This is a genomic window from Streptomyces coacervatus (assembly GCF_029223485.1).
Classification (GTDB): domain Bacteria; phylum Actinomycetota; class Actinomycetes; order Streptomycetales; family Streptomycetaceae; genus Streptomyces; species Streptomyces coacervatus.
This window is the reverse complement of record NZ_JARHTP010000002.1, coordinates 142194-158726: the sequence shown is the minus strand read 5'-3', so window position 1 is coordinate 158726 and position 16533 is coordinate 142194. Positions and strand designations below refer to the sequence as shown.

The 16533-nt window shown below is 71.3% G+C and carries 14 protein-coding genes; 6 read left to right on the top strand and 8 right to left on the bottom strand.

Annotated features, from left to right (window positions below; genetic code table 11):
- Positions 1-6 precede the first annotated feature (6 nt).
- Both P2Q00_RS04435 and P2Q00_RS04430 read right to left on the bottom strand, forming a co-directional pair.
- On the bottom strand, positions 7-1449 hold the full coding sequence (locus P2Q00_RS04435) for a family 2B encapsulin nanocompartment shell protein (protein WP_275769758.1): 1443 nt from the start codon (positions 1447-1449) through the stop codon (positions 7-9).
- A gap of 252 nt (positions 1450-1701) precedes the next feature.
- Positions 1702-2706 carry a zinc-binding alcohol dehydrogenase family protein gene (locus P2Q00_RS04430; RefSeq protein WP_275770721.1) on the bottom strand — a complete coding sequence of 335 codons (1005 nt, stop codon included), beginning with the start codon at positions 2704-2706 and terminating at the stop codon, positions 1702-1704.
- A 152-nt stretch (positions 2707-2858) separates the two neighbouring features.
- On the opposite strand from P2Q00_RS04430, the gene P2Q00_RS04425 reads away from it, so the two are divergent.
- Both P2Q00_RS04425 and P2Q00_RS04420 read left to right on the top strand, forming a co-directional pair.
- Complete coding sequence (locus P2Q00_RS04425; protein WP_275769755.1) at positions 2859-3653, top strand: VOC family protein; 795 nt, start codon at positions 2859-2861, stop codon at positions 3651-3653.
- 44 nt (positions 3654-3697) lie between these two features.
- A complete protein-coding gene (locus P2Q00_RS04420) occupies positions 3698-4396 on the top strand; it encodes a ribonuclease H family protein (RefSeq protein ID WP_275769754.1) in 699 nt (232 codons plus the stop codon).
- A 10-nt stretch (positions 4397-4406) separates the two neighbouring features.
- Here P2Q00_RS04420 and melC2 read toward each other — a convergent pair whose 3' ends face one another.
- Both melC2 and melC1 read right to left on the bottom strand, forming a co-directional pair.
- The gene (gene melC2, locus P2Q00_RS04415) at positions 4407-5231 is read right to left on the bottom strand and encodes a tyrosinase MelC2 (RefSeq protein ID WP_275769752.1); all 825 of its coding nucleotides are present in this window, start codon (positions 5229-5231) and stop codon (positions 4407-4409) included.
- A gap of 34 nt (positions 5232-5265) precedes the next feature.
- Positions 5266-5637 carry an apotyrosinase chaperone MelC1 gene (gene melC1, locus P2Q00_RS04410; RefSeq protein WP_275769749.1) on the bottom strand — a complete coding sequence of 124 codons (372 nt, stop codon included), beginning with the start codon at positions 5635-5637 and terminating at the stop codon, positions 5266-5268.
- 404 nt (positions 5638-6041) lie between these two features.
- Between melC1 and P2Q00_RS04405 the strand changes: the two genes are divergently transcribed.
- A complete protein-coding gene (locus tag P2Q00_RS04405) occupies positions 6042-7523 on the top strand; it encodes an MFS transporter (protein ID WP_275769747.1) in 1482 nt (493 codons plus the stop codon).
- Positions 7520-8125, top strand: coding sequence for a TetR/AcrR family transcriptional regulator (locus tag P2Q00_RS04400; protein WP_275769745.1), 606 nt, complete (start codon positions 7520-7522; stop codon positions 8123-8125). Before P2Q00_RS04405 ends, P2Q00_RS04400 begins: the two co-directional genes overlap by 4 nt.
- A 360-nt stretch (positions 8126-8485) precedes the next feature.
- Here the strand turns inward: P2Q00_RS04400 and P2Q00_RS04390 are convergent, their stop codons facing one another.
- Entirely contained in the window at positions 8486-10219 is a 1734-nt protein-coding gene (locus P2Q00_RS04390) for a cholesterol oxidase substrate-binding domain-containing protein (protein ID WP_275769744.1), read from the bottom strand.
- Between the two features lie 136 nt (positions 10220-10355).
- On the opposite strand from P2Q00_RS04390, the gene P2Q00_RS04385 reads away from it, so the two are divergent.
- The gene (locus P2Q00_RS04385; protein ID WP_275769742.1) at positions 10356-11339 is read left to right on the top strand and encodes an aldo/keto reductase; all 984 of its coding nucleotides are present in this window, start codon (positions 10356-10358) and stop codon (positions 11337-11339) included.
- A gap of 135 nt (positions 11340-11474) precedes the next feature.
- On the opposite strand, the gene P2Q00_RS04380 is transcribed toward P2Q00_RS04385, so the two are convergent.
- Entirely contained in the window at positions 11475-12185 is a 711-nt protein-coding gene (locus tag P2Q00_RS04380; RefSeq protein ID WP_275769740.1) for a DUF2238 domain-containing protein, read from the bottom strand.
- 90 nt (positions 12186-12275) lie between these two features.
- Positions 12276-13292, bottom strand: a complete 1017-nt coding sequence (locus P2Q00_RS04375) for a hypothetical protein (RefSeq protein WP_275769737.1) — start codon at positions 13290-13292, stop codon at positions 12276-12278.
- A 113-nt stretch (positions 13293-13405) separates the two neighbouring features.
- Here P2Q00_RS04375 and P2Q00_RS04370 point away from each other — a divergent pair, with 113 nt between their 5' ends.
- Positions 13406-14851, top strand: a complete 1446-nt coding sequence (locus P2Q00_RS04370; protein ID WP_275769735.1) for a serine hydrolase domain-containing protein — start codon at positions 13406-13408, stop codon at positions 14849-14851.
- Here P2Q00_RS04370 and P2Q00_RS04365 read toward each other — a convergent pair.
- Positions 14843-16474, bottom strand: coding sequence for a serine/threonine protein kinase (locus P2Q00_RS04365; protein WP_275769733.1), 1632 nt, complete (start codon positions 16472-16474; stop codon positions 14843-14845). The genes P2Q00_RS04370 and P2Q00_RS04365 overlap by 9 nt on opposite strands.
- Between the last annotated feature and the right edge of the window lie 59 nt (positions 16475-16533).

The following is a 16533-nucleotide window of genomic DNA, read 5'->3' as shown; positions in this document are numbered from 1 at the left end:
CCACCCTCAGTCGGCCGTCCGGCCGATCTGGACGTTCTCCAGGATCCCGGCCGCGTCCGGGACCAGGATGGCCAGCGAGTAGTAGGCGGTCACCAGGTAGCGGATGATCGCGGCCGTGTCGATGCCCATGAACCGTACGTTCAGGCCCGGTTGGAACTCTTCGGGGATGCCGGTCTGGTAGAGCCCGATCACCCCCTGGTCGGACTCCCCGGTGCGCAACGCGATGATGCTGCTGGTGTGATCGCGGCTGACCGGGATCTTGTTGCACGGGAAGATCGGGACACCGCGCCAGGCCGGGATCTCATGCCCCTCGACGGTCGCAGTGCCCGGCACCAGGCCGCGCCGGTTGCACTGCCGGAAGAAGGCCGCGATCGCCTTCGGATGGGCGAGGAACACCTTGGTCTTGCGGCGCATGGAGAGCAGTTCGTCCATGTCGTCCGGGGTCGGCGGCCCGGTGAAGGTGCTGACGCGCTGGCCGTAGTCGACGTTGTGCAGCAGCCCGAACTCCCGGTTGTTGACCAGCTCCCACTCCTGGCGCTCGCGGATCTCCTCGATCGTCAGGCGCAGTTGCTGCTCGGTCTGGTTCATCGGGTTGTTGTAGAGGTCGGCGACCCGGGTGTGGACCCGCAGCACGGTCTGGGTGAGCGACAGCTCGTACTCGCGCGGTGCCAGGTCGTAGTTGACGAAGCCGCCGTTCAGCGTGGGCTCGCCGACATGGCCGGCCTGCACGGGGACGTCGGCCTCGCCCTTGCGGTTCATCGGCAGCCGCTGCTGCGTGGCGTACGCCTCCAGGTGTGCGGCGAGGGACGGCACCCGGTCGGTGAGCTCCGTGACCACGTCCCAGGGCAGCACCAGCAGCACCCCGGCCGTCTCCGCCCGCACCGAACTCAGCCACAGCGGGTCGGACTGTCCGATGGCCTCGTCGCCCATCTGGTCGCCGTCGGCGACGACCCCGGTGATCTCCTCCTCGCCGTACTTGCCTGCGGTGTAGCGGGTGAACTTGCCGTGCACCACGAGATAGGCCTCGGTGACCGGCTGCCCGGCCTCGAACAGCACCTGCCCGGCCCGCACTTCCCGGACCCGGAAGCGGGTGGCGACCTCCCTGAGGACGTCGGTGTCGGGGTAGCCGCGCAGCACCGGCAGTTCGGTGAGCGTCTCGGGGATGACCTTGATGTCGTCGGCGCCGTTCTGCTCGAACTGCACCCGCCCGCGCCCGATCCGCAGTTGCAGACGCCGGTTGACCCGGTAGGTGCCGCCCTTGACGTCGACCCACGGCAGCGTCCGCAGCAGCCAGCGCGAGCTGATGGCCTGCATCTGCGGTTCGGACTTGGTCGTCGTGGCGAGCTGGCGCGCCGCCCGGGTGCTGAGACTGGTCAGCTGCCCCTCACCGTCGGGATCGGGGGCGGGTTCGTCGGTGGCGGGTCCGGAGGCGCTTTCGGGGGCGGACACATTCCCTCCCTGGGGATGCACACGGCGATGTACAGGAGTGAGCGGAGTGGTCGGAGATGAAGGCGACGTCGTGGCGGACGACAGTCCCGCGCCGCCTGTACAAGGCAAACAGCCGCGGTGATCTCCCGGTACGGCGCGAAGGGGGCGGTTTCACCGTCCGGTAACGCAAACCGCGCAAACGAGGCAGTGCGCCGGGGCCGCCGCACTCCCACGCCTGGTGCCCCACCACGCGCGCCCCCTCCGCACCCCTCGCTACAGGTCGTTCACCAGCACCGCCGCCCCGTCGAAGCGCCCCGCCTTGAGGTCCCGCAGTGCCTCGTCGGCCCGCGACAGGGGATAGGGGTGCGTGGTGGCGTGGACGCCGTGCCGGGCTGCGAGGGCCAGGAAGGCGCGGCCGTCCTCGCGGGTGTTGGAGGTGACGCTGCGGATCTGTTTCTCGTAGAACAGATCGGTCTCGTAGTGCAGGGGCGGTGTGTCGCTCAGGTGGATGCCGGCGATCGACAGCGTGCCGCCGCGGTCGAGGGCCCGCAGCGCGACCGGGACCAGGTCGCCGACCGGTGCGAACAGGATCGCGCTGTCCAGCGGTTCCGGCGGCGCGGCGTATGCGTCCTGCGCCGAGGCGGCGCCCAGGTCGAGTGCCAGTTGCCGGGCTGCCGCCCCGCGCGTCAGGACGTGCACGGTGGCGCCCTCGGCCAGTGCCACCTGCGCACACAGGTGGGCGCTGCCCCCGAACCCGTACAGACCGAGCCGTCCGCCCGGCGGCAGCGCCGCACGCCGCAGCGCGCGGTAGCCGATGATCCCGGCGCACAGCAGCGGCGCGAGAGCCATGTCGTCGATGGCGTCCGGCAGCTGGTAGGCGAACGCGGCAGGCACGGTCGTGTACTCGGCGTAACCGCCGTCGGCGTCCCAGCCGGTGTACCGCGAGGACGGGCACAGGTTCTCGGCCCCGCGCGCGCAGTACACGCAAGTGCCGTCCGTGTGCCGCAGCCACGCCACCCCCACCCGGTCCCCGGCCGCGAAGCCGTCGGCCCCCGCCCCGAGCCCGGCCACCACGCCCACGACCTCGTGCCCGGGCGTCACCCCGGCCCGGTGCACCGCCAGATCCCCCTCGGCGACGTGCAGGTCGGTGCGGCACACCCCGCACGCCCGTACCCGCACGAGGAGCTCGCCGTCCCCTGGCACCGGCACCGGCTTCGAGACGAGACTCGGGCCCCTCTCCTCGACCGGCCCCGGCGTCACCACCGACCACGCGCGCATCGTCCCGTCCGCCATCCCGCACCCCGTCCGCAGCGTCGAAACCCCATCCCTTCCAGTCTGAAACGGACCCGGACGTTCGGCGCGCGCTTCGACGGACGGATGACTAGCGTGAGGAATCGGACCATCCACCGATTCGGGAGAGGGCCACAGTCATGGCCGTACAACCTGAGGGAACCCCCTGTTGGGCCGATGCGATGTTCGGCGACGTCGAGGGAGCGAAGAGCTTCTTCGGCGACGTCCTCGGCTGGACCTTCGGCGAGGCGTCGTCGGAGTACGGCAACTACACCCAGGCCTACGTGGACGGCAAGGCGGTCGCCGCCGTCGTACCGCCGATGCCGGGCCAGGAGGCCCAGTCGCAGTGGTGCCTCTACTTCGCGTCGCCGGACGCCGCCGCCACCGCCGCCAAGATCCGTCAGAACGGCGGCGAGGTGCTGATGGACCCCATGCAGGTCGGCGAGTTCGGCACCATGTGCATCGCCCGCGAGCCCAGCGGCGCCGTCTTCGGTGTGTGGCAGGGCGGCACCCACGAGGGCTTCGAGGCGACCGCAGTGCCGGGCGCCTACGGCTGGGCCGAGGTCTTCACCCGTGAACCCGAGAAGGCCGACGCGTTCTTCAGCGCCGTCTTCCCCTACACGGCCCAGCAGATCGTCGACGACAATGTCGACTTCCGCATGTTCAACCTCGGCGACACCACGGTCCTCGGCCGGATGAAGATGGGCGACGAGTTCCCGCCCGAGGTGCCGTCCTACGTCAACCTCTACTTCGTCGTCCCTGACTGCGACGACGCGGTCGCCAAGGCAACCAAGCTCGGCGGTGTCCTGCGCTTCGGGCCGATGGACAGCCCCTACGGCCGTTTCGCGGCGCTGAGCGACCCGCAGGGCGCGAGCTTCTCGGTGATCGACATCTCGAGGACCGAGGGAGAGCTGCCGAAGACGAAGGACGTCTGAGGCCGCCTTCCGGACGGTGGTCGAGCGCCCCGGCCGCCCGTGGCATGATCGAGCCCATGCGTGAACGTGTGGTGGCCGCGTGCGACGGGGCTTCGAAGGGAAATCCGGGACCGGCGGGCTGGGCATGGGTGGTCTCCGACGACTCCGAGACCCCGGCCCGCTGGGAGGCGGGGCCGCTCGGCAAGGCAACCAACAACGTCGCCGAACTCACCGCCCTGGAACGCCTGTTGGCGGCGACCGACCCTGGCGTCCCGCTCGAGGTCCGCATGGACTCGCAGTACGCCATGAAGGCCGTCACCACCTGGCTGCCCGGCTGGAAGCGCAACGGCTGGAAGACCTCCGCCGGCAAGCCGGTCGCCAACCAGGAACTGGTCGTACGCATCGACGAACTGCTCGACGGCCGCTCCGTCGACTTCCGCTACGTACCCGCCCACCAGGTCGACGGCGACCCCCTGAACGACTTCGCCGACCGCGCCGCAAGCCAGGCGGCAAAGGTCCAGGAGCCCGCGGGCAGCGCGCTCGGATCGGCGGCGCCGCCGCCCTCCCCGGACACCCCGAAGTCGAGCGCACCGCGCCGCAAGCCGGCGGCGTCGGGGCAGCGCGGGGGCTCGTCCTCCCGGACCATCAAGGCGAAGTTCCCCGGCCGCTGCCTCTGCGGCCGTTCCTACGCGGCCGGCGAGCCCATCACCAAGAACGCGCAGGGCTGGGGGCACCCGGAGTGCCGTACGGCGGAGGCCGGTTAGGGCCGCGCCGTCAGTCGGTGTCGAAGGTGTAGTGGGCGGTGTGGTCCAGCATGTCGGCCGGCCGCACGTCGTTCCACGGCTTCATCGTCTCGCCGAGGTCGACCACGTCAGGAGTCCCGCCCGTCGGCAGATAGCCGGAGCCGGGATGGCGCCGCTGCCACTCGGCCCACAGCTTGTCTATGTAGGCGTGGTGGAGCCAGAACACCGGGTCGTTGGGGGAGACCCCCGTGGCCATCTGGCCGCCGACCCACACATGGACGCGGTTGTGCAGGTTCACTCCGCGCCAGCCCTCCAGGTGGTTGCGGAAACCGTCCGAGCCGCTGTTCCACGGTGCCATGTCATACACCACTTCGGACAGCACCGACTCGACCTCGGCCGGGGTCGGCAACTCCCGTACATTCGCACCCAGTTGACGACGCAGGAACGTACGCCCGTCGACCCGCACATTGATCGGCCAGTTTCCGGCCGACGCGGCGAATGCGCCGTCCGTCACCTGCCCGTCACGGGCGCGTCCGGTACCCCCGAGGAAGTCCGGCGCCCACAGCGACGAACGCGCCGAGCGGTCGGTGCTCCAGTCCCAGTACGGCAGCGCGACCGACGAGTCCACCGACTGCAGCGCGCCCTCGAACTCCACCAGGAATCTGCGGTGCCAGGGCAGGAAGGACGGCGAACGGTGGCCGGTGCGTTCGCCGTTGTCGGTGTCGCCGAGGATGAAGGCGTTGTGGGTAGTGACGAAGGCGTCGTAGCGGCCGTTTCGCTTGAGTTCGAGGACGGCGGCGACGAAGCGCCGCTTCTCGTCGGCGGTCAGGGCGGACTGGTTCTTGCGGACGGTCATGGTGCGGGTGCTCCCAAGGTGCTTGCGGGACGGGTCAGTTGGCGGGGAAGGGGACGAGCCGGGCGCCCTGCAGCTCGTCGACGGCGGCCCGTGCGGCCGCGCGCGGCGTGGGCACCGGGGCGTAGTGGCTGACCACGCTGATCCAGGTGCCGTCGGCGTTCTGCATGACGTGCAGCTCGACCCCGTCGACGAGGACGGCGTAACCCATGCCGTGGTGGTGGCCGCCCATGGAGCCCGGCCGGCCCTGTATCCGGCGGCCCTTGTAGACCTCGTCGAAGGGCTCGGGGGAGCCGTGGTGCTGGTGGTCGGCGGCGGATGCGGCAGGGGCGACGGCGGTGTGGGCGGCGGCAGCCGCGGTGAGGGCGGCCGCCGCGGTGAGCGCGCGGCGTCGGGTGAGGGCCGGCATGAGGGATCTCCAGGGTTCGTTCGGTTGACGACCCCGAATGCCTATCGGCCCTGCCGAGAGCGGGAGAAATCCGTCGAGAGCGGTTGGCTGCGATCAGGACAATTGCCGACATGTTGTACAAGGGTGAACGAAGATGATCTTGCCGTGGGAGGGGCCTCGCGATCCCCGGAAGGAGGAATTCCTTCTCGTCGCCCGGCCGTTCCGGGTGGTCCTTGGCGGGCGTGTGCGCAGCCAGTGGCCTGGCTCACCTCACGAAACTGACGCGATCCTGTGGCTCGCCGGCCGCACCCCCAGCAAGGGCACCTGACGTCGCGGCAACCTCGCCTTCTTGGGTGAATGGCAATTCACCGGCTATGGTGAATTGCCATTCACCCCCTTTTCACCGGACCGTCGCTGGAGTGCCGATGGATCAGCCAGGCCCGATACCCCGGACCTCCACAGCCGGGGCTCTGCGCGGCCGGCTCACCGTTCCGGTGCTGGCGTTCGGCGGCATCCTCATGGCCGTCATGCAGACCGTCGTCGTACCGCTGCTGCCCGACCTGCCGCGGCTGACGGGTGCCTCCGCGGGCACGGTCTCCTGGATGGTCACGGCGACTCTGCTGTCCGGCGCCGTGCTCACCCCGGTGCTCGGCCGGGCCGGCGACATGTACGGCAAGCGCAGGGTGCTGACGGCGGCCCTCGCCCTGATGACCGTCGGCTCGGTGATCTGCGCCCTGTCGTCCGACATCGTCGTCCTCATCGCGGCCCGCGCCCTGCAGGGCGCCGCCGCCTCCGTGGTGCCCCTCTCGATCAGCATCCTGCGGGACGAACTGCCGCCGGAGCGCCGGGGCTCAGCGGTGGCGCTGATGAGTTCCACCGTCGGCATCGGCGCCGCCCTGGGCCTGCCGCTGGCCGCACTGGTCGTGCAGTACGCCGACTGGCACACCATGTTCTGGCTGACCGGCGCCCTCGGCGCACTCGGCGTCACGGCGGTGTGGTGGGCGGTCAGGGAATCGCCCGTACGGCAGCCCGGCCGCTTCGACGTGCTCGGCGCACTGGGGCTGGCCGCCGGACTGGTGTGCCTCCTGCTGGGGGTCTCGCAGGGCGGGCAGTGGGGGTGGGGCAGCGCGCGCGTCGTCGGCCTGTTCCTAGGCGCCGTCGTGGTCCTGGCCCTGTGGTGGTGGCAGCAACTGCGTACCGAAGGCCCGCTGGTCGACCTGCGGCTGGTCTCACGGCCACGCGTGGGCCTGTCCCACGTGGCGGCGCTGCTCACCGGATTCGCCTTCTACGCCAATTCGCTGGTCACCGCCCAGCTGGTGCAGGCACCCGAGGCCACCGGGTACGGGCTCGGACTGTCGATCGTGGAGACCGGCCTGTGCCTGCTGCCCGGCGGCGTCACCATGCTGGTGTTCTCACCCCTCTCGGCCCGGATCTCCGCGGCCCGCGGCCCCCGCATCACCCTGGCACTCGGGGCCGCGGTCATCGCCTGCGGCTACGCGGTGCGCATCGCCGACAGCCGCGACCTCTGGATGATCATCCTGGGGGCGACGGTCGTGGCCACCGGCACCACCCTCGCCTACTCGGCCCTGCCCACCCTGATCCTGCGCGCCGTCCCCGCCGAACAGACCGCCTCCGCCAACGGCGTCAACGTCCTGATGCGCACGATCGGCCAGGCCACCTCCAGCGCCGCCGTCGCCGCGGTGCTCGTCCACCACACCAGCCCGGTCGGCGGGGCCCCCGTGCCCACCCTGCACGGCTATCTGCTCGCCTTCGGGATGGCCGGCGCGGTCGCCCTGGCGGCCAGTGCCGCGGCCCTGACCATCCCCGGCGACCCCGCGACGGGCGGGACACGCCGGGCCCGCGGACGCACCCGGGACCCCCGCGACGAGGCCCTGGAGGGAGCATGAGTGCTGTGAGCACTCCCCCCACCACGTCCGCGCCCGCCCGCCGGGACGCCGAGGCGACCAAGGCGGCCATCCTCAAGGCGGCCCGCTACCTGCTGGCCCGGCACGCACACGCCGACATCACCCTCAAAGCGGTCGCCGAACGAGCCGGTGTCAGCCCGCCGTTGATCCTGAAGTATTTCGGCAACAAGGACACCCTCTTCGCCCGCGTCATGTCCTTCGAGACCGACGCCGACGCCCTGCTCGACGCCCCACTGGACGAGCTCGGCCGGCACATGGTCCGACATGTGCTGGTCAGCCAGTCGCAGCAGGGCGCCGACCCGCTCCTGCGGATCGTTTTCGCTCCCCTGCACGGCGCGCAGGGCGACATCCTGCGCGCCAACTTCCGCACCCAGGTCACCGAACGCCTCACCGAACGACTGCCCGGCCCCGACGCGGGCCTGCGCGCCGAGCTGGCCGTCGCGAACCTGCTGGGCCTCGGGGTGATGTACGGCATCGCGCGCGGCGCCCGGGTGCGGGGAGCCGCACTGGAGGAGATCGTCGACCGGTACGCGCCCGCGGTACAGGCGCACCTCACACCCGGCGCAGGAAACCCGCAGCCGTAGCCACGAACCGCTCGGGGCCGTCGAGCCAGGCTGATGGCCTGCAGGGCCGCGAATGCCATCGGGAACCACGGCTCGTCGCGGCGCAGCAGCGCGGTCTCGTGCCGCACCTCCCCGGGGACGTCGATCCCGACAGCCAGGACGCCCGGCGTGATCAGCGCCGGCCTGCCCACCCGCTCCGGGTGCCGGGCCGCGTACAGCACGGCGGGATTCGTGCCGGCCGAATGCCCGAGCAGATCCATGCCGACGGATCACCGGCGGCCGTCCTCCCCGAAAGCTTGGTAAGCGAGCCTGGTCCCGTCGTACGCGGAGAAGGTTGGCGCGAAGCCGGCCCGGTCAGCGGCCCCCGGCACCGGCAACCGGCTAACGCAGCAACCGGTCGAGGAACCCGTTGCCGAAGACACGGTGCGGGTCGAGCCGGTCCAGGATCCCGGCCGCCTGTCCCCACGCCGCCTCGCCCAGCGACACGGGAATCGCCGTGCCCAGTACCTCCTCGTCGCTCCAGGCGGCCTCGTCCGTGTAGGCCCAGCCCTTGGACCACTCGACCCGGGTGAGCGCATGCTCCCCGTCGAACGTGCGCAGCAGGAACCGTTCCAGCTCACGGAGGAAGGCCTCCGCGTACGGCGTGCCCGGCAGCGTCAGGACGTCCAGCCACACCGCCGTGTCCCACTCCGGGTGCGTGTCGCTCGGCCGCAGCGCCGACAGCAACGGGGCGCGGGCACCGTCCAGTTCGGCATCGGCCGGGTCGTCGAGGCCGGTCACCCGGATCTCCACCGAACCGTTCACCGGGAACCGCCCCAGCGCCGCGTACGCGGCGACCCGCTCCCGGTAGAAGGACGTGAACTCGGCGACCACGCGCTGCACTTGGGCCCGGCCGGTGAGCACGGCGTAGCCGTTCGCGTTGATCCGCAGCGTGGTCGGCCGGAGATAGAGCAGGGTGTTCTTGGAGGGTCCCCAGATGTCGGCGGACAACGTCGTCACCAGCCCGAGCGCGGCCACGTCGTACTGTGCGTTGCCCAGCACCGGGGCCAGATACCAAGCCGCGTCCGAGGTCATGCGCCCGACCAGGTCAGCCACCACGGTCGGGACGTTGTCGGAGAACGGGTAGTTGTACGGCGATGTCACCTGCCGCGAGGTGAGCGGCCGGGTCGGCGCCACACTCCACACCTTGAACCACGGGTACTCGGTGAACGCGAACCAGATCGCCTCCACCCGCCCCGACTGCTCCAAGTAGCCGGCAAGAGTGCGCCCTTCGCTGCCCGGCGCCGCAAAGAGTTCGGCGGCCGGAATGTCCGTACGGCTCACGCACCGCAGATTGACGTTCGAGCCCACCCGCAGCACGACCTCCGTCACCAGCGAACGCCCGAGATGGGTGAGCAGGGCGGCACAGTCCGCCTCGTCGCGGTCGAAGGTCCGTAAGACGTATGCGCCCGAGGCCTCGTCCCAGACCACCGCCGTCAGCGACAGCACCAGATTGCTGAGCGAGCCGTACGTGTGCCCCGGCAGCCGCTCCTCGCCCTGCGCCGGTACGGCGGTGCCGTGCGCGTCGATGGCCAGCGCGCCGCCCAGGGTGAGATCGCCGGGAGCGGGGGCGGCGGTGACCCCCAGGCCGTGCTCCTCCAGATAGGTGAGCAGGGCCTCCAGTGTGACGCCCGTGCCGGCCCGCACCGCGGCCGTCGAGTCGAGCGACAGGCCGGTGAGATGAGGCGCGGTGTCCACGAGGAGGACGGGGGCGTCCGACGCGGTGCCCTCGGTGATCGTGAGCGGCGACCAGCCGTGCGCGGAACCCCGGGCCCGCACCCTCCAGCCGTGCCGGCAGGCCCAGTTGACGACCTCGACCACCTCATCCGCGCCGGTCGGAGCACAGGCCCACAGCCCGACGGCGGTGATCTCGCCGACCCAGTTGCGGTACGCCGAGCGGTACAGGGCGACATCCGCCGGGAAGTCCGGCAGTTCCTGCGCGGCGACCGCCGGATCGGCCGCGATCAGGACGGGCACGGCGGCCAGCGCCGCCGCGCCCAGCAGAAAGCCGCGGCGGCCCAAGGGCCCGTTCGCCGACGGCCCGGACGGGAAGTTGCTCACTGAACGATCAGTCACGGGTTCACGCTAGAGGGACCTTGACAGGTACAGGATTCCTGTCGAATCAGATCACTCGTGTGAGTGAATGATTCACAGGTGACGCTCCGGAGCGGCCGGTTCCGTACCCAGGCATGACGGATGACAGACTGACGCCATGGACGAGCGCACATTCGGTAGGTCGGGTCAGCACGCATCCGTCGTCGGTCTCGGGACGTGGCAGCTGGGCGCCGACTGGGGAGACGTCGACGACAAGGAAGCCCTGGCAGTGTTGGAGGCGGCGGCCGAGTCGGGGGTGACCTTCTTCGACACTGCCGACGTGTACGGCGACGGGCGCAGCGAGCAGACCGTCGCCGCGTTCCTCAGCGGCCGGCCTGACCTGCATGTGATGGTCGCCACGAAGATGGGCCGCCGCGTCGAGCAGATCCCCCAGAACTACGTCCTCGACAACTTCCGCGCCTGGAACGACCGTTCGCGGCGCAACCTCGGCGTCGACCGCATCGACCTCGTACAACTGCACTGCCCGCCCACGCCCGTCTACTCCACGGACGAGGTGTTCGACGCCCTGGACACCCTGGTCGAGGAGGAGCGCATCGCGGCGTACGGCGTCAGCGTGGAGACCTGCGCGGAGGCGCTGACCGCGATCGCCCGCCCGGGTGTGGCGAGCGTCCAGATCATCCTCAACGCCTTCCGCATGAAGCCGCTGCGCGAGGTCCTCCCGGCCGCCCAGGAGGCCGGCGTGGGCATCATCGCCCGCGTCCCGCTCGCCTCCGGCCTGCTGTCGGGCAAGTACACCAAGGACACCGTCTTCCCCGACAACGACCACCGCACCTACAACCGGCACGGCGAGTCCTTCGACGTGGGCGAGACCTTCTCCGGCGTCGACTACACCACGGGCGTCGAGGCCGCCGCCGAGTTCGCCTCCCTCGCCCCCGAGGGGTACACCCCGGCCCAGCTCGCCCTGCGCTGGATCGTCCAGCAGCCCGGCGTCACCACCGTGATCCCCGGCGCCCGCTCACCCGAGCAGGCCCGCGCCAACGCGGCCGCCGCCAGGCTCCCGCAGCTCACGGACGAGACACTCACCGCGATCCGCGACCTCTACGACCGGCGGATCAAGGACCAGGTGGAAGCCCGCTGGTAGACCGCGCCGAGCCCGGCACGGTCGGCGTCACCGCCCGGTGATCGCCCGAGCAGCCGCCGACCGTGCACGGCCCGGGCCTGGCGCTCCTGCTGATCCTGTGGGTTGCGACCCACAACGCGGCCGTGCCCTGGATCGTCACGGGAGTGGCCGCGTGGTACGCGCTGTGCTGGTACGCGGTGCCGCTGTGGGCCTGGCGCCGCCATTCGACGCGGTGAGCTCCAGCGTGTCGAGCTGCCGGTTGTGCGGGCGGGAGAGGACCAGCACCGAGACGGTGGCGCCGATCAGCGCGCAGAACATGTCCCACTGCGTGTCCCACACGTCGCCCTGCGTGGCCAGGAACGCATCCGCGGAATGCCCGCCGGTCACCGCGGCCAGCCACTCCAGCATCTCGAAGACGGCACTGAAGGCGAGGCACGCGCACACCGTCAGCGGGGCCAGCCAGCGGCTGCCGCGCAGCGGCGAGGTACGGCTGAGCAACTCCCGTACCAGAACCGCCGGTACGAAGCCCTGCATGAGGTGGCCGAAGCGGTCGTACGGGTTGCGGTCCAGGCCGAAGGTGTCCCGCACCCAGTCGCCTACGGGCACCTGCGCGTAGGTGTAGTGGCCGCCCACCGCCAGGACCAGCGCGTGCACGGCCAGCAGGCAGCACAGCAGGTTGGTCAACGGGAAGCGCCGCCAGGTCAGCACCACCAGCGGCAGCCCGACCAGTGCCCACACCGTCTCCAGGAACCAGGTGGTGCGATCCCGCGCGCCCCAGGCCGACACGGCGAGCCCGACCACCACGACGACGGCCAGCAGGGCGGGCAGCTGCCTCCGCGGGACGGCGGAGTGCAGGACAGCAGTCATGGGGGCTCCTTGTCCGGGAGCCCCCATGCTGGCCGAGCGGGTGGACGGCGGCATGAGTACGGCTACTCAGCCCCGCCCGGGCCGGGATCCTCAGCCCTTGTCGCCGCGCAGCGCGCTCAGACACATGACGATGGCCTGCTGGAGCTCCTCCAGGCGCTGGACCATGTCGTCCTCGACGAAGTCCTGCACATCGTCGAAGGTCAGCTCCTCGAACGCCTTCGTCGCCTTCTGCAGGCTGCTGTAGAACTTCGTCCGCCGCTCCTGCACGCGCAGTTCGGGATCGGCCTCCACGGCCTCGGCGACGAGGGACTTCATGGTGTCGTAGGCCTCGGAGGCCCAGTCGCCGGTGTCCTCGTCGTCCTCGAGTTCGTCGATGAGCGACAGATGCCGCTCGGCCTCCTGGCGCAGGTCGACCGGCGCGTCGATGGTCTGTCCCGCCGGGGTCTTGACCTGGCCCGACTCGGCGATCTGACGGACGTAGCCGATCCGGTCGGCCGACCGGCTCTCCGTGGCGACGGCCTTCTTGAGGTCGTCGGTGCGTACGACGTCGCGCGCCAACTCGGCCTGCAGCTCCGGGTCTTCACGGACGCGGTCGAGGAGCGCCTGGCGTGCCGCCCGGGCGGTGGAGGGGTCGGCGAGGATCGCGGCGCGCAGGGCGGTGGGGTTCTCGGCGACCTCCAGCGCCTTCGTCGGCCGGATGCCCTCGGCCTCGGCGGCCTCCGCGATGGCGGTGCCGCGCTCGGAGGTCGCGCTGTTGCGGGAGACGTAGTAGCTCAGCCATACGTCGGCGTCCGGCAGCTCCACCTCCTGGCCCGGTGCGAGCGCCTCGAAATGCGGGACCATGCCGTCGTCGGCGGCCCGGTCCCAGGCCTTGTAGTAGCGCATGACGCGCTCGGGGGAGCACCCGGCCAGCTCCGCGAACTCCTTCGCGGACACCTTGGGCGTCTCCTCCGCGCCCTGACCGCCGGGCCGTACGCTGCGCGCCACCATCAGGCCGAAGGCCCATCCTCCGGTCCGCGCATAGACCCCGAACTCGCGCGCGTCCCGCGCGACGAGGTCGGACAGCGGGGCGGGGGACGTCTCGGACGGGACGATCGCTAGGGTCACGGATGACTCTCCTGTGCAAAGCTGTTCGGGCTGCAGAAGTGCAGACCGGCAGCCTATCCGGACTCACACGTCGCCCCCTGGGCGACGCTTCCCTCACCGGGGAGGATGCCTCCATGAGTGCTCGCCCGCTGCCCGCCGCCACCCCCGCCGCCCAGGGCGTCGACGCCGTCGGCGTGCACGCCTTCCTCGACGCCCTCGACACCGCCTCCGGCATCGAGCCGCACAGCCTGATGATCATGCGGCACGGTTGCCTGGTGGCTTCCGGCTGGTGGGCGCCGTACGCCCCCGAACGCCCGCACCTGCTGTACTCCCTGAGCAAGAGCTTCACGGCGACGGCCGCCGCGATCGCCGCCGCCGAGGGGCTGCTTCGCTTCGACGACCCGGTGATCTCGTACTTCCCGGAGTTCGACGCCGACATCACCGACCTGCGCAGCCGCGCGATGCTGGTGCGGCATGTGGCGTCGATGGCGAGCGGGCACGAGGCGGAGACCCTCGACCGGGCGCGCGCCACCGACCGGACAGAACTCGTGCGCGGCTTCCTGCTGGTCCCGCCCGAGCGGGACCCGGGGACCGTCTTCGCCTACAACCAGCCCGCGACGTACACCCTCGCCGCGATCGTGCAGCGCGTCACGGGTCGACCGCTGACCGAATACCTCCGCCCGCGCCTGCTGGACCCGCTCGGCATCGGTGACGCGGCCTGGCTGCGCGACCGGGCCGGACGCGAACTGGGCTTCAGCGGGCTGCATGCCACCACCGACGCCGTCGCCCGGCTCGGGCAGCTGTATCTGCAGGACGGGGTGTGGGAGGGCGAGCGGCTGCTGCCCGAGGGCTGGGTGGCCGAGGCCACCCGCCCGCACATCGACAACGGCGACGGCACGGCCGCGGGAGCGCTGTCGGACTGGCAGCAGGGCTACGGCTTCCAGTTCTGGACCTCCCGGCACGGCTACCGCGGCGACGGCGCGTACGGGCAGTTCTGCCTGGTGCTGCCCGAGCACGACGCGGTGATCGCGACGACGGCGGCGACCGAGCAGATGCAGCAGCTGCTCGATCTGGTCTGGCAGCACCTCCTGCCGGCCTTCGGCCCCGAACCGCTGCCGGGCCGGGAGCACGAGGACGCGGCCCTGCGGGAACGGCTGGCGCGACTCGCGCTGCCCCCGGCCGCCGGGAAGCCGATACCGCCGGAGTGGGCGCAGGGCTGGTCGGGCGCCGAGTTCACACCGTACGGCGGTGTCTGCGCGGACCGGCCGAAGCTGACGGCGGTCCGGGTGACACCAGGCACGGACGGCTGGGAGCTCAGGCTCACCGAGGACGGCCACCCGCTGGATCTGCGGTTCGGCGCACCCGGATGGACCGTCGCCGACGAGCCGCTCCCCACCGCGGTGAGCGGCGGATGGGCCGATGCGGACACCCTCGCTGTGGACGTCGTGCTCCTTGAGACCCCGCACCGGCTGACCGTGACATGCTCGCTGCCGGACCGGACCTTCACGGCACGGTGGCACACCACTCCGCTGCACGGCCCCCCGCTGCGCGCGATGCGCGCGCCACGCCCCTCAGCCTGACGACACCCGGAAGGTCCGCAGGAAGGTGTCCAGCGCCTGCCGGTTCGCGGAGTCGTTCCAGTCGGCGGCCGGAGTCGTCCAGCGCAGCGAGAAGCTGCGGCCGCTCCCGAGCAGGAAGCCGCGCCCGAAGGTGCGCACTCGTGTGCCGTCGACATCGGAGAGCCACTCCATGTCGGCGCCCTTGTAGCCCTGGTACGTCGTCGCCTTGATCTCGCCGATCCGCTGGAAGCCGTCCTCCTTCTCCAACTGGGGCTCGACGTCGTCACGCCAGACGGCGACAGGGTCGGGGCCCGCGACGGTGCTGTAGGTGACCGCGAGAGCGCGGGGATCGCCGTCCGCGCCGAACGTCACTCGGTACGACAGGTCGCCGACGCGTGAGGTGTGCACCCGTTTCCAGTCCTTGGGGAGGGCGACGGAGAAGCCCTCGGGTGCGGTGTAGCGGGTAAAGCCCTGCGGAAGTGCGGTGGCCGGCGGGGAGGACGAGGGCGACGGGGCGGAGGTCGTCGGTGACGTCGTGGGCGTGGGCGACGCGGACGGGCCGGCGTTCCTGCCGTCGGTGCGGCTGTCCGGCGGGGTGGCGGACGCGGTCGCGGACACCGACGGCTGCGGCGCTGTGTCGGTGGCGGACGTGCCGGTACCGGGCAGCTGATCGGTCACGGCCAGCACAGCGGCCGTCACCGTGACGACGGCCAGCGCGGTCCCGACGGCCATGGTGCGTCTGCTCCACCCGGGCGTCGCATGCCAGGCGGCGGTGTAGACACCGCGCAGCCGGGGCCGCGCCACGCTGCCCGCCGGCATGTCGGGATCCTCGGTCAGGAGACGGGTGAGCGCCTCGCGGACCACCGGACGGGTCAGCCGCTCCCTGGAGTTCTTGCGCAGCAGCCCCTGCACGGTCGGGGCGAGCGGCCCGGCGTGCACCGGAGTGCGCAGCGGAAGCCGGTCCACGCCCTTCAAGGTGGCCTCGGGCCGGTCCCGGTCCCGGAACGGCGGGCGTCCCTCGACCATCGTGTAGAGGATCGCGCCCAGCGCCCACAGGTCGGCCGCCGGTCCGATGCGCTCGTCGCGGGCCTGTTCCGGGGAGGCGTACGACGGCGCGGTGAGTCGCGGTGCGAGGGTCGCCCCGGCCAGGCCGAAGCCGTTCACCACGACGGAACCCCGGTCCTGCACATGGATCTGGCCCGGGCTGAGTTCGCCGTGGGTGATGCCCTCGCCGTGTGCCGCCTCCAGCACGTCGAGCAGCTCCAGCCCGATACGGGCCGCCCGCACATAGTTGAACATGCCCTGCTGGGCGACGAGTTCACCCAGGGGCGTCCCGTCGATCCATTCGGTGACGGTCCACAGCGTGCCGTCCTGTTCGACGGCGTCGACGACCGTCGCCACCGCGCCGGGGCACATCAGCCCCATGGTCTCGGACATGCGGATGATGCGGGCGGTCGCCCGGGGCGCGGCATCGCCGTCCGGGTCGTCCGGGAGGACGATCTGGGTGAGGAGATACGCTCGCCCGACGTTGACGTCCTTGCCGTACCAGCAGATGCGGTTCGTCTCCTGGTGGACGACATCGACGAGCCGGTACCTTCCGGCGACCAACTCGTGCGTGAAGACATGCGCCTTGACCATGGCCATCCCTCGTCGAACCCCTGGGTCACACCTTTCACAGAGGTACGAGGAGTGCGACGGGGTGC

Coding starts and splice junctions, on each gene's coding strand:
- P2Q00_RS04400 (WP_275769745.1), top strand. CDS start 7,520: ATGAGTGCTGTGAGCACTCCCCCCACCACGTCCGCGCCCGCCCGCCGG.
- melC1 (WP_275769749.1), bottom strand. CDS start 5,637: ATGCCGGCCCTCACCCGACGCCGCGCGCTCACCGCGGCGGCCGCCCTC.
- melC2 (WP_275769752.1), bottom strand. CDS start 5,231: ATGACCGTCCGCAAGAACCAGTCCGCCCTGACCGCCGACGAGAAGCGG.
- P2Q00_RS04385 (WP_275769742.1), top strand. CDS start 10,356: ATGGACGAGCGCACATTCGGTAGGTCGGGTCAGCACGCATCCGTCGTC.
- P2Q00_RS04405 (WP_275769747.1), top strand. CDS start 6,042: ATGGATCAGCCAGGCCCGATACCCCGGACCTCCACAGCCGGGGCTCTG.
- P2Q00_RS04425 (WP_275769755.1), top strand. CDS start 2,859: ATGGCCGTACAACCTGAGGGAACCCCCTGTTGGGCCGATGCGATGTTC.
- P2Q00_RS04365 (WP_275769733.1), bottom strand. CDS start 16,474: ATGGCCATGGTCAAGGCGCATGTCTTCACGCACGAGTTGGTCGCCGGA.
- P2Q00_RS04420 (WP_275769754.1), top strand. CDS start 3,698: ATGATCGAGCCCATGCGTGAACGTGTGGTGGCCGCGTGCGACGGGGCT.
- P2Q00_RS04430 (WP_275770721.1), bottom strand. CDS start 2,706: ATGCGCGCGTGGTCGGTGGTGACGCCGGGGCCGGTCGAGGAGAGGGGC.
- P2Q00_RS04380 (WP_275769740.1), bottom strand. CDS start 12,185: ATGACTGCTGTCCTGCACTCCGCCGTCCCGCGGAGGCAGCTGCCCGCC.
- P2Q00_RS04370 (WP_275769735.1), top strand. CDS start 13,406: ATGAGTGCTCGCCCGCTGCCCGCCGCCACCCCCGCCGCCCAGGGCGTC.